The sequence below is a fragment of the Massilia yuzhufengensis genome, assembly GCF_900112225.1.
Taxonomy (GTDB): Bacteria; Pseudomonadota; Gammaproteobacteria; order Burkholderiales; family Burkholderiaceae_D; genus Telluria; species Telluria yuzhufengensis.
In genome coordinates, this window is record NZ_FOLD01000025.1 from 80540 (window position 1) to 92185 (window position 11646).

At 66.2% G+C, this 11646-nt stretch carries 11 protein-coding genes; 9 read left to right on the plus strand and 2 right to left on the minus strand.

Annotated features, from left to right (window positions below; genetic code table 11):
* The first annotated feature begins 186 nt into the window (after positions 1–186).
* The 4 genes from kynU (at position 187) to BM031_RS18720 (ending at position 3337) form a co-directional block, all read left to right on the plus strand.
* Positions 187–1443: a kynureninase gene (gene kynU / locus BM031_RS18705; RefSeq protein ID WP_091876071.1), complete on the plus strand. Its 1257-nt coding sequence runs from the start codon at positions 187–189 to the stop codon at positions 1441–1443.
* Between the two features lie 10 nt (positions 1444–1453).
* Entirely contained in the window at positions 1454–2323 is an 870-nt protein-coding gene (gene kynA, locus BM031_RS18710) for a tryptophan 2,3-dioxygenase (RefSeq protein WP_091876084.1), read from the plus strand.
* A gap of 64 nt (positions 2324–2387) precedes the next feature.
* Positions 2388–2942, plus strand: a complete 555-nt coding sequence (locus BM031_RS18715) for an RBBP9/YdeN family alpha/beta hydrolase (protein ID WP_091876072.1) — start codon at positions 2388–2390, stop codon at positions 2940–2942.
* Complete coding sequence (locus tag BM031_RS18720) at positions 2939–3337, plus strand: GFA family protein (RefSeq protein WP_091876073.1); 399 nt, start codon at positions 2939–2941, stop codon at positions 3335–3337. Before BM031_RS18715 ends, BM031_RS18720 begins: the two co-directional genes overlap by 4 nt.
* A 43-nt stretch (positions 3338–3380) precedes the next feature.
* On the opposite strand, the gene htpG is transcribed toward BM031_RS18720, so the two are convergent.
* Positions 3381–5303: a molecular chaperone HtpG gene (gene htpG / locus BM031_RS18725; RefSeq protein WP_091876074.1), complete on the minus strand. Its 1923-nt coding sequence runs from the start codon at positions 5301–5303 to the stop codon at positions 3381–3383.
* Positions 5304–5422: 119 nt separating this feature from the next.
* Complete coding sequence (locus BM031_RS18730; protein ID WP_091876075.1) at positions 5423–6832, minus strand: aminotransferase-like domain-containing protein; 1410 nt, start codon at positions 6830–6832, stop codon at positions 5423–5425.
* A 112-nt stretch (positions 6833–6944) separates the two neighbouring features.
* Here BM031_RS18730 and BM031_RS18735 point away from each other — a divergent pair, with 112 nt between their 5' ends.
* From BM031_RS18735 to BM031_RS18755, 5 genes are all read left to right on the plus strand, one after another.
* Positions 6945–7856 (plus strand): DMT family transporter, encoded by a 912-nt coding sequence (locus BM031_RS18735; RefSeq protein WP_091876076.1) that lies wholly within the window; start codon positions 6945–6947, stop codon positions 7854–7856.
* Positions 7857–7920: 64 nt separating this feature from the next.
* Positions 7921–8382 (plus strand): RidA family protein, encoded by a 462-nt coding sequence (locus BM031_RS18740; RefSeq protein ID WP_091876077.1) that lies wholly within the window; start codon positions 7921–7923, stop codon positions 8380–8382.
* 154 nt (positions 8383–8536) lie between these two features.
* Positions 8537–9730, plus strand: a complete 1194-nt coding sequence (locus BM031_RS18745) for an aminotransferase-like domain-containing protein (protein WP_091876078.1) — start codon at positions 8537–8539, stop codon at positions 9728–9730.
* A gap of 167 nt (positions 9731–9897) precedes the next feature.
* Positions 9898–11253: a diguanylate cyclase gene (locus BM031_RS18750; RefSeq protein WP_091876079.1), complete on the plus strand. Its 1356-nt coding sequence runs from the start codon at positions 9898–9900 to the stop codon at positions 11251–11253.
* 150 nt (positions 11254–11403) lie between these two features.
* The coding region (locus tag BM031_RS18755; protein ID WP_143084589.1) for a DUF4372 domain-containing protein at positions 11404–11646 on the plus strand (243 nt) is incomplete at its 3' end.

Here is an 11646-nt window from a genome sequence, read left to right on the forward strand (position 1 = left end):
ACCCACTCCTGCGCTTCTGATACCGGTAACGGCAGCGCTTTCGGGAACTTGAGGGTTTTTCGAAAAAAATTTGAAAATATTCTTGAAGGCGGCAAAGCATTGCCGTATCGGCAACAATTTGGGACGGCGGGCGCCGGATCTTGCTACACTGCGGGCCTGACCAATGCTTCAAGCCTCAAGCACCCTATGACCGAACTTCTTACCCGCGACGCCTGCCTGGCGCGCGACGCCGACGACCCGCTGCGCGCCCTGCGTGAGCGCTTCGCCCTGCCCCCGGGTGTCGTCTACCTGGACGGCAATTCGCTGGGCGCCCGTCCTAAAGCCTCCCTGGCGCGGGCCCAGGACGTCATCGCCCGCGAATGGGGCAATGACCTGATCAAGAGCTGGAACACGGCCGGCTGGTTCGAGCTGCCCAAGCGCCTCGGCAACCGCCTGGCCCCGCTGATCGGCGCGCACGAGGGCGAAGTGGTGGTCACCGATACCACCTCGCTCAATCTGTTCAAGGCGCTGGCCGCCGCGCTGCATTTGCAGGCAAATGGCCCCGGCGCCGGCCGCCGTACCATCGTCACCGAACGCAGCAACTTCCCGACCGATATCTATATGGCCGAAGGCCTGGCCCAGTGGCTCGACCGCGGCTACCGGGTGCGCCTGGTCGATTCGGTGGAAGAACTGCCGGACGCGGTCGACGCCGACTGCGCGGTGCTGATGCTCACCCACGTCAACTACCGCACCGGCTACCAGCACGACATGGCCGCCCTCACCGGCCACGCCCACGCCCAGGGCGCGCTGGCGCTGTGGGACCTGGCCCACTCGGCCGGCGCGGTGCCGGTCGACCTGCACGCGGCGCAGGCCGACTTCGCAGTCGGCTGCACCTATAAATACCTGAACGGCGGCCCCGGCGCCCCGGCCTTCATCTGGGTGCCCAAGCGCCACCAGGCCGCGTTTGCCCACCCGCTTACCGGCTGGTGGAGCCACGCCAAACCGTTCGCGATGGCGCACGGCTTCGCCGCCTGCGAGGGCATCGGCCGCGCGCTGTGCGGCACCCAGCCGGTGCTGTCGCTGGCGCTGGTCGAGTGCGGGCTGGAGGTGTTCGAAGAGACGAACATGGAGGCGATCCGCGCCAAGTCGCTGGCCCTGACCGACCTGTTCATCGCGCTGGTGGAATCGCGCTGCGCCGGCCACCCGCTCGGCCTCGTGACCCCGCGCGAGCATGCGCGCCGCGGCAGCCAGGCCAGCTTCACCCATCCGCACGGTTACGCCGTGATGGCGGCGCTGATCGAGCGCGGCGTGATCGGCGACTACCGCGAACCGGAAATCATGCGCTTCGGCTTCACCCCGCTCTACACCAGCTTTGCCGACGTCTGGGACGCGGTGGAGATCCTGAAAGATATCCTGGACCGCGGCGCCTTCGACGCCGCGCTCGAACGCGGCGCAGTGACCTGAGGAGATGGCCATGAACGACAAGCCAAGCGGCTGCCCCATGGGTGCGGGCGCCAAGGCCGGCGCCGAATGGCACGGCGCCCAGCTGGACTTCAAGGAGTCGATGAGCTACGGCGACTACCTGGGCCTGGACCGGATCCTGTCGGCCCAGCATCCGCTCTCGCCCAACCACAACGAGATGCTGTTCATCATCCAGCACCAGACCAGCGAGCTGTGGATCAAGCTGATGCTGCACGAACTGCAGGCGGTGCGCCAGAACATCCGCGGCAACAACCTGCCGCCGGCCTTCAAGATGCTGGCGCGGGTGGCGCGCATCATGGACCAGCTGGTGCACGCCTGGGACGTGCTGGCGACCATGACCCCACCCGAGTACACCGCGATCCGGCCCTACCTCGGCGCCTCGTCGGGCTTCCAGTCCTTCCAGTACCGCCAGCTCGAGTTCATCCTGGGGAACAAGAACCCGAACCTGCTCAAGGTGCACGAGAAGTCGCCTGAATCGCATGCCATCCTGGAACGCGAGCTGCACGCCCCGTCGGTGTACGACGAAGCCGTGATGCTGCTGGCGCGCAGTGGCTTCCCGGTGGCGCCGCAGCGCCTGGCGCCCGGCCGCACCGGGCCTACCGTGCTCGATGACAGCGTGAAGGCGGCCTGGCTGGGCGTCTACCAGGACACCGAACACCACTGGGCGCTGTACGAACTGGCTGAAAAGCTGGTGGACCTGGAGACGGCCTTCCGTTTCTGGCGTTTCCGCCACGTGAGCACGGTCGAACGCATCATCGGCTTCAAGACCGGGACCGGCGGCACCGAGGGCGCCAGCTACCTGCGCAAGATGCTCGACGTGGTGTTGTTTCCGGAGCTGTTCGCGCTGCGCACCGAACTCTGAAACGGCAAGGGCGCGGCTTCCAAAGTACAATCGCCCTTGATCTTTTCCCAACGGCGGAGGCAAGATGAAGTGCGACGTACTGATCCTGGCAGGCCTGTGGAATTCCGGCCCCGAACACTGGCAAAGCCAGTGGCAGGGGCGCTACCCGCAATGGACCAAGGCCGAGCACCGCGACTGGAATTGCCCCGAGCGCGACGAGTGGGTGGCCGAGCTCGACGCCGCCATCGGGGCTTGCAAGGGCGCCCCGATCCTGGTCGCGCACAGCCTGGGCTGCATGCTGGTCGCGCACTGGGCCAGGAGCGCGTCGCCGCTGAAGGTGGCGGGCGCCTTCCTGGTGGCCCCGAGCGACGTCGAGGCGGCATCCTATCCGGTGCCGGTCAACGGCTTCGCCCCGATCCCGCTCGATCCCCTGCCCTTCCCCAGCGTGGTGCTGGCCAGCGGCGACGATCCCTTTGTCGCTCCCGCGCGCGCCGCCAGCTTTGCTTCAAGCTGGGGCAGCCGACTGGTCCACATCGGCGACGCCGGCCACGTGAATGCGGACTCCGGCCACGGCGCCTGGCTTGAAGGCGAACGCCTGCTGCAGGCATTCTGCGACGAGATCGGGCACCGCACGCAATGAAGACCTACCGCGGCAGCTGCCACTGCGCGAGCGTGCAGTTCGAGGCCGATATCGACCTGGGTCGCGGGACCATCAAGTGCAACTGCACGGTCTGCACCAAGATGCGCTTCTGGGCGGCGCAGGTGCCGTCAAGCGCGTTTCGCCTGCGGCGCGGGCAGGAGATGCTGCGCGAATACCGCTACCACACGCGGCGCGATGCGCACTACTTCTGCGCGAACTGCGGGATCAATGTGTTTTCGACGGGCGATTCGCCGTCATTGGGGGCGTTCCATGCGGTGGTGCTGGTGTGCCTGGATGATGTGCCGGTGGAGGAACTGCTGGCGGCGCCGGTGCGCTACCTGGATGGGCGCAATGACAATTGGATGGCGCCGCCTGCAGAAAGCCGCCACCTGTAAAACAGGGGCACATGGCCCCTGTCTCGTGCGCTGCCAACAACGCTTACTTCGCCGCCGTCTCCAGCAACATGTCGTTCAAGCGCTTCACGAACGACGCCGGGTCGCTCAGGCTGCCGCCTTCGGCCAGCATGGCCTGGTCGAACAGGATGTGCGACCAGTCGCCGAAGCGGGCGCCGTTCGCGTCTTCGTACTTCAGGCGCGTCACCAGCGGGTGGTTCGGGTTGATCTCGAGGATGGGCTTGGATTCCGGTGCGTCCTGGCCAGCCGCCTTGAGCATGCGCAGCAGGTTGCCCGACAGCTCGTTGTCGTCCGCCACCAGGCAGGCCGGCGAGTCGGTAAGGCGGAAGGTGACGCGCACGTCCTTGGCTTTCTCGCCCAGCGCGCCCTTCATCTTCTCGACCAGCTCCTTGTAGCCCTGCTCGACTTCCTCGTGTTCCTTCTTCTCGGCCTCGTCTTCCAGCGCGCCCAGGTCCAGGCCGCCCTTGGCCACCGACACCAGTTCCTTGCCTTCGAATTCGCTCAGGAAGGACAGCATCCACTCGTCGACGCGGTCGGTCATGAGCAGCACTTCGACGCCCTTCTTGCGGAAGATTTCCAGGTGCGGGCTGTTCTTCGCGGCGTTGTAATTGTCGGCGGTGACGTAGTAGATCTTGTCCTGGCCTTCCTTCACGCGCCCCAGGTAGTCGGCGAACGACACGGTCTGGGCATCGGATTCGCCGGCGGTGGAAGCGAAGCGCAGCAGCTTGGCGATACGGTCCTTGTTGGTGCTGTCTTCGCCGATGCCTTCCTTGAGCACCTGGCCGAATTCCTTCCAGAAGGTGGCGTACTTGTCGCGGCCTTCCTGCTCTTCGGCGTTGGCCATCTCTTCCAGCATGCCCAGCACGCGCTTGGTCGAGCCTTCGCGGATTACCTTCACGTCGCGCGACTCCTGCAGGATCTCGCGCGAGACGTTCAGCGGCAGGTCGCTTGAATCGATCACGCCCTTGATAAAGCGCAGGTAGGTCGGCATCAGCTGCTCGGCGTCGTCCATGATGAACACGCGTTTCACGTACAGCTTGATGCCGGCGCGCTTGTTGCGGTCCCACAGGTCGAAGGGCGCGTGGGCCGGCACGAACAGCAGCTGGGTGTATTCGCTGCGGCCTTCCACCCGGTTGTGGGTATAGGCGAGCGGTTCCTGGAAGTCGTGCGAGACGTGCTTGTAGAACTCGTTGTACTGCTCGTCGGTGATGTCCGATTTACTGCGTGCCCACAGCGCGCTGGCCTGGTTCACGGTCTCGAATTCGTCCTTCAGCACCGTCTGCTTCTTCTCTTCGTCCCACTCTTCCTTCTGCATCACGATCGGCAGCGAGATGTGGTCCGAGTACTTGCGGATGATGGACTTGAGCTTCCATGACGACAGCAGCTCTTCTTCGCCGGCGCGCAGGTGCAGGATCACGTCGGTGCCGCGGCCGGTCTTTTCGATCGGCTCGATGCTGTAGTCGCCTTCGCCGGTCGATTCCCAGCGCACGCCTTCGGAGGCGAAGGCGCCGGCGCGGCGGGTATTGACGATGACTTTTTCGGCCACGATGAAGGCCGAGTAGAAGCCGACGCCGAACTGGCCGATCAGGGCCGCGTCCTGCTGCTGGTCGCCGGAGAGCTTGCTGAAGAATTCCTTGGTGCCCGACTTGGCGATGGTGCCCAGGTGCGAGATGACTTCGTCGCGGCTCATGCCGATGCCGTTGTCGGAAATGGTCAGGGTGCGGGCGTCCTTGTCGAAGGACACACGGATCTTCAGTTCATGGTCGTTGCCGTACAGCGCGTCGTTGTTGATCGCTTCGAAGCGCAGCTTGTCGGCCGCGTCGGAGGCGTTCGAGATCAGTTCGCGCAGGAAAATCTCCTTGTTCGAATACAAGGAGTGAATCATCAGTTGCAGCAGCTGTTTTACTTCTGATTGGAAGCCAAGGGTTTCTTTTTCGGCGACAGCCATCTTGTTCCTCGTGGGTGGTTCAGGTTAAGGGATTACGGTGATGCGGGTTGCAGCCATATAGGGATGGCAATAACGATTTCAAGGCCTGCCATGCCGGCATTGAGAATGTTGCAATTATTTTAACCGATGAGGGCGCGTTCGAGGAAGCCGCTGGTGGCCGGGTCCTGCAGCGCCGCCACATTGAGCCGCATGCGGGTCGACGGCAGCTGGTTCGGCGAGAACAGGCTGCCGGGCGCGAGCAGCAGGTCTTCCCGCATCGCGCGCGCCGCCAGCTCGTTGGTGTCGCGGCCGGCGTCGACCCAGATGAACATGCCGGCCGACGGCGCCGGGTCGGCGCGCAGGCCGAGCAGCTCGAGCTGGCGCAGCGCGCCCGGCCGCACCGCATCGAGGCGGCTGCGCACGCGGTCGAGGTGCTTGCGGTAGTGGCCCTCCGACAGGATCTTGTACACGACGCGCTCGCCGATGTCGCTGGTGGTGAGGGTGGCCAGCATCTTGCGGTCGGCCAGGCGCCGGGCGCGTTCGCCGGATGCCGCGATGAAGCCCACCCGCAGGTTGGGCGCCATCGATTTCGAGAAGCCGCCGAGGTAGATCACCTGGCGCAGGCCGTCGAGCGCGGCCAGGCGGGTGGCGCTGCCCGGGTGCAGGTCGGCGTAGATGTCGTCTTCCACCACCGTGAAACCGAACTGTTCGGCCAGGCGCAGTACCTGGAAAGCCTTGGGCGCCGAGATCGAGGTGGAGGTGGGGTTGTGCAGCACCGAATTGATCACGTACAGGCAGGGGCGGTGCAGCGCCGCCAGCTCGGCCAGCTGCTCCAGGTCGGGGCCGTCGGCCAGGCGCCGCACCCCCACCACGTTCAGGCCCATCGCCGCGAAGGAGCCGAACATCAGGAACCAGGCCGGATCGTCGACCAGCACGGTGTCGCCCGGGCGGCAGAATTCGCGCGCCACCAGGTCCAGCGCCTGGGTCACGCCCAGGGTCATGACGATGTGCTCGGGCGGCGCCTCGATTTCCAGTTCGGCCAGCTTGCGCTGGAGTTGCTGGCGCAAGGGCAGGAAGCCGTGCGGCGCGCCGTAGCCGAGCAAGCCGGCGCTGTTCTGGCGGCTCAGGCTCTTGAGCGCGTTGGCCACCGCCGGGCCGTCCATCCAGTCGGCCGGCAGCACGCCGGCCCCGGGCGAGAGCTGCAGCGGCGACTGGCGGAACATGTTCCGGATCAGCCAGGCGACATCGAGCGTGCTGGCGCCGGCCGGCGCCGCCGTGGCGGGCCGCTCGGCCGGCTGGGCCCGTTCGCGCACGAAGAAGCCGGCGCCGCGGCGCGAATCGAGGTAGCCCTGGGCCACCAGCCGGTCATAGCTGGCCACCACCGTGAACGGCGAAACGCCATGGGTGGCGGCGAACTGGCGGATCGAGGGCATGCGCGCGCCGGGGCGCAGCAGGCGCTCGTCGATGCGGGCGGCCACCGAGCGGACGATCTGGTCGGCCAGCGCTTCGCTGGAATCGCGCGACAGGGCAAAAGCAGGCGTATTGGTCATATCAGCAGCACAGTGAAGGAATTAAGTGCAAAAGTGTACTGGGACTGTATTGGTATTTATCGCTAGCATAGGACCGTGCTCCCCACTGTGCAAGCACATTGAAAGGAAACGCATGAACGCCGCCTGCCCCACCCTCACCGCTGCACCCTGCGCGCTCGACGAAAGCCGTGGCATGCTGCTCGGCCTGCTCGGCGTGGCGATGTTCAGCCTGACCATGCCGTTTACCCGCATGGCGGTGGCCGAGCTCGATCCGGTATTCGTGGCGCTTGGGCGCGCACTCGGCGCGGCGCTGCTGGCGGCCGGCTGGCTGGCGTGCAAACGCGCGCCGCTGCCGCCGCGCAGCGCCCTGCTGCCCCTGGCCCTGGTGGCGGCAGGCTGCATCGTCGGCTTCCCGCTGCTCACTTCCATCGCCCTGCGCACCGTGCCGGCCGCGCACGGCGCGCTGCTGGTGGGCGTGCTGCCGCTGGCCACCGCCCTGTACGCGGCGCTGCGCGGTTTCGAGCGTCCCTCGCGCGGCTTCTGGGGCATGGCCCTGCTCGGCTCGGCGCTGGTGGCGGCGTTCGCGCTGGCCCAGGGCGGCGGCGCGCTCCATGTCGCCGACCTGCTGGTGTTCGGCGCCGTGGCCGCGGCGGCGGTCGGCTATGCCGAAGGCGGCCGGCTGTCGCGCAGCCTGGGCGGGCCGGAAACGATCTGCTGGGCGCTGGTGCTGGCCGCGCCGGTCCTGCTGCCGGTACTGCTGTGGCACGGCGTGCCGCCGCTGGGCGAGGTGGGCGCCGGGGCCTGGTTCGCGTTCGGCTATGTCACCGCCATCTCGATGTTTGTCGGCTTTTTCTTCTGGTACCGCGGGCTGGCGCTGGGCGGGGTGTCCAGGGTAGGCCAGGTGCAGCTGCTGCAGCCCTTCCTGAGCCTGATTGGCGCCGCCCTGCTGCTGGGCGAAGCGCTGACCCTGCCCAACTGCGCGTTCGCGCTGGCCGTGGCCGCTGTCGTGTTCGGGGGACGGCGGATGGGCGTACGCCAGCAGTAAACCGCATACCGGAGCCCGGCTGGACGTACAATATCGGCTTCATTCACCGCAACGTTGGAAAACCATGTCCGTCTACGACAAACTCAAAGAACTGAACATCACCCTCGCCGCGCCGGCCACCCCGGCCGCCGCTTACGTCATGTACGTTCAGACCGGCAATCTCGTGTTCATCTCGGGCCACATCGCGAAAAACGCGGACGGCTCGCCGAACACCGGCATCCTGGGCAAGGACAAGACCACCGCGGATGGCCAGGCAGCCGCCCGTTCGGTCGCGATCGACCTGGTCGGCACCCTGCAGGAAGCCGTCGGCGGCGACCTGACCCGCGTCAAGCGCATCGTCAAGCTGATGAGCCTGGTCGCTTCGACCCCGGACTACAACGAACAGCACCTGGTCACCAACGGTTGCTCCGAACTGATCGGCGAGCTGTTCGGCGACGCCGGCAAGCACGCCCGTTCGGCCTTCGGCGTCGCCTCGCTGCCGCGCGGCACCTGCGTCGAAATCGAAATGATCGTCGAAGTCGCTTAAACAATTGTTTAATACACAATTGCATTTGTTTAGATAAACCGTTTCGCGGGCTGGGCCTACCCGGCCCGGTCCATCCCCGAAGCCGCTACCCGCGTGCTTTATAATGGCCCGGCACACCCGTTCGGACCCTTCCTGTGTGACATGTGAGAAAAGCATGAAAATCGAGAATCCAAATCCTATCCAGTGGCAGTTTTCAGAGCGCGCGCAGCAGCTGCAAAGCTCGTTCATCCGCGAAATCCTGAAGATCACCCAGCGCCCGGAGATCATCTCCTTCGCCGGCGGCCTGCCTTCCCCTGCCACCTTCCCGGTCGAGCGCATGAAAGCCGCGTACGACAAGGTGCTGAGCGAGGCCGGCAAGGTGGCCCTGCAATACGGCCCGACCGACGGCTACGGCCCGCTGCGCGAATGGATCGCCAACTCGCTGTCCACCGAAGGCTCCCGCATCCTGCCTGAACAGATCCTGATGACCTCCGGCTCGCAGCAGGCACTCGACCTGCTGGGCAAGGTCCTGGTCGACGAAGGCAGCCGCGTGCTGGTCGAGACCCCGAGCTACCTCGGCGCCCTGCAGGCCTTCTCGGTCTACCGCCCCGAATTCAAATCCGTCGACACCGACGAGCACGGCCTGGTGCCGTCCTCGATCGCGGCCGTGGCCGAAGGCGCGCGCATGCTGTACTCGCTGCCGAACTTCCAGAACCCGACCGGCCGTTCGCTGTCGCTGGAACGCCGCCAGGAACTGGTGGAGACCTGCGCCCGCTTCGGCATCCCGCTGATCGAAGACGATCCGTACGGCGCGCTGAGCTACAAAGGCGAGCCGATGCCGAAGATGGTCGCGATGAACCCGGACGGCGTCATCTACATGGGTTCGTTCTCGAAGGTGCTGACCCCGGGCATCCGCCTGGGTTACGTGTGCGCCCCGCTGCCGCTGGTGCGCCGCCTCGAGCTGGCCAAGCAGGCCGCCGACCTGCACACCGCGCAACTGACGCAAATGGTGGTGCACGAGGTGGTCAAGGACGGTTTCCTGGACCAGCACATCCCGACCATCCGCAAGCTGTATGGCGACCAGTGCCAGTGCATGCTCGACGCGATGACCGAGCACTTCCCGGCCAGCGTGACCTGGACCAAGCCGGAGGGCGGCATGTTCATCTGGGTGACCCTGCCCAAGAGCATCGACGCCATGAAACTGCTGGACCAGTCGCTGGCCGCACGCGTGGCCTTCGTGCCGGGCGCGCCCTTCTACGCCAACGAAGCGGCCAGCAACACCCTGCGCCTGTCCTTCGTGACCGTGCCGCCGGAACGCATCCGCGAAGGCATCGCCGTCCTTGGCAAGCTGATCAAGGACATGCTGTAAACGCGGGCGGCCACGGCCGCCTGGCTTGACCGCCGGTTCCCGCCGGCGGCCAACCTGTAGTTGTAGTGATGCAACATTTATATGGTGTGCGGAAACAATAGTTGCCGCAAGAGTTAGCGAACAGAGTATCATTTTTCGCAGTCACACTCCGCCCCCCCAGCGACCGTATGAACCACCCTGCCTTCGCGACTCCGGCGCCCCAGCGCCAGGCCGCGATCCTGATTGTCGACGACGCGCCCGCCAGCCTCGGGCTGCTGCAGGACATCCTGCGCAACCAGGGATACCGCACCTTCGTCGCCACCTCCGGCGAGCGCGCCCTCGACCTGGCCCAGCGCCTCCAGCCCGACCTGATCCTGCTCGACGTGATGCTGCCCGGCCTCGATGGCCTGGAAACCTGCAGCCGCCTCAAGACCCTGCCGCGCACCGCCGACATCCCGGTGATCTTCGTCAGCGCCTGCTCCGACACCGACGACATCGTGGCCGGCTTCGACCGCGGCGCGGCCGACTACATCGCCAAGCCGCTGCGCCTGCCGGAAGTGTGCGCGCGCGTGCGCGCCCAACTCCAGATGCGCGCCGCCAGCCGCTCCAACACCCAGCAGGTGGAACGCCTGCGCATGATCGTCGACGGCATGGACGAAGGCCTGATGCTGCTTGGCCAGGACGGGCGTATCCAGTACGCCAATCCGGCCAGCCAGCGCTGCCTCGGCACCGACGCGCGCGACCTGGCCGGCCGCGGGCTGGCCGAACTGCTGGCCGAGCCGTCCGCGCAAGAGATCGAGAGCTGGTTCGACACGCGCGATACCGGCGCGCCGGGGCAGGCGCGCAGCGCGCGCGAAGTGCTGGTGCGCCACCCCGACGGCAGCCTGCGCCCGATGGACCTGAGCCTGTCGCCGATGGCCTCGAGCGAACAGCTGTGGGTCGCCCTGCTGCACGACATCAGCCACCACAAGCAGTCCGAAAACGCGCTGCAGCGCGCGGCCCTGGCCGACCCGCTCACCGGCATCGCCAACCGCCGCCACTTCGACGCCTGCCTCGAACGCGAATGGCAGCGCGCGATCCGGGTCGCCAAGCCGATCTCGCTGCTGGTGCTCGACGTCGACCACTTCAAGCTCTACAACGACCTGTTCGGCCACGCCGCCGGCGACCAGTGCCTGCAGGCCGTGGCCAGCACCCTGCAGTCGCACGCCCTGCGCGCCACCGACCTCGCCGCGCGCTACGGCGGCGAGGAATTCGTGCTGCTGCTGCCCGACACCTCGCACGGCGGCGCGGCCAAGCTGGCCGAATCGATCCGGCATGAGGTCGAACGCCTGCGGGTGCCGAACCCGCGCTCGACCACGTCCGGCTTCGTCACCGTGAGCGTGGGGGCGGCAACCTTCGTGCCCTCGCAGTTCGACGATATCCGCTCGCTGTTCCTGGCGGCGGACCGGGCGATGTACGACGCCAAGGCGGCGGGCAGGAATTCCACGAAGGCGGTGGAAGGCGGGTTTGCGTGGGAGGCGATGCAGCAGGCGCTGGCGCGATAAGCCCGACGCGGCCCGCGCCAGCCGCACGTCGTTCCGGCGAAGGCCCACTGCTGTCCGGAATAATTTGCTTGACTTAGCAAGGAGGGGTTGCAGGCATTGGTTTACGAGGGTTAACCTCGGTTTGCCGACTTAAAAACCAAACCTGCAACCATGTACAGCATAACGACATTTCAAGAATTAATGAAGGGGCTGCCCCGCGCTGCCTTCGATCAGGCAGTCGCCCGCCACAATGCCGCCAAATATACCAAGCACTTCAAGCCTTGGAATCACATGACGGCGATGGTGTATGCGCAGGCCAGCGGAGCGCCGAGTTTGCGCGCCCTCGAAACTGGCTTCAATGCGCACGCATCGCATCACTACCATCTCGGCGCCTCAATGCTCAAGCGTTCGACG

Bases quoted from the DNA above. Each gene is read 5' to 3' on its own strand.
- kynU (WP_091876071.1), top strand. From the start codon at position 187: ATGACCGAACTTCTTACCCGCGACGCCTGCCTGGCGCGCGACGCCGAC.
- kynA (WP_091876084.1), top strand. From the start codon at position 1,454: ATGAACGACAAGCCAAGCGGCTGCCCCATGGGTGCGGGCGCCAAGGCC.
- BM031_RS18715 (WP_091876072.1), top strand. From the start codon at position 2,388: ATGAAGTGCGACGTACTGATCCTGGCAGGCCTGTGGAATTCCGGCCCC.
- BM031_RS18720 (WP_091876073.1), top strand. From the start codon at position 2,939: ATGAAGACCTACCGCGGCAGCTGCCACTGCGCGAGCGTGCAGTTCGAG.
- htpG (WP_091876074.1), bottom strand. From the start codon at position 5,303: ATGGCTGTCGCCGAAAAAGAAACCCTTGGCTTCCAATCAGAAGTAAAA.
- BM031_RS18730 (WP_091876075.1), bottom strand. From the start codon at position 6,832: ATGACCAATACGCCTGCTTTTGCCCTGTCGCGCGATTCCAGCGAAGCG.
- BM031_RS18735 (WP_091876076.1), top strand. From the start codon at position 6,945: ATGAACGCCGCCTGCCCCACCCTCACCGCTGCACCCTGCGCGCTCGAC.
- BM031_RS18740 (WP_091876077.1), top strand. From the start codon at position 7,921: ATGTCCGTCTACGACAAACTCAAAGAACTGAACATCACCCTCGCCGCG.
- BM031_RS18745 (WP_091876078.1), top strand. From the start codon at position 8,537: ATGAAAATCGAGAATCCAAATCCTATCCAGTGGCAGTTTTCAGAGCGC.
- BM031_RS18750 (WP_091876079.1), top strand. From the start codon at position 9,898: ATGAACCACCCTGCCTTCGCGACTCCGGCGCCCCAGCGCCAGGCCGCG.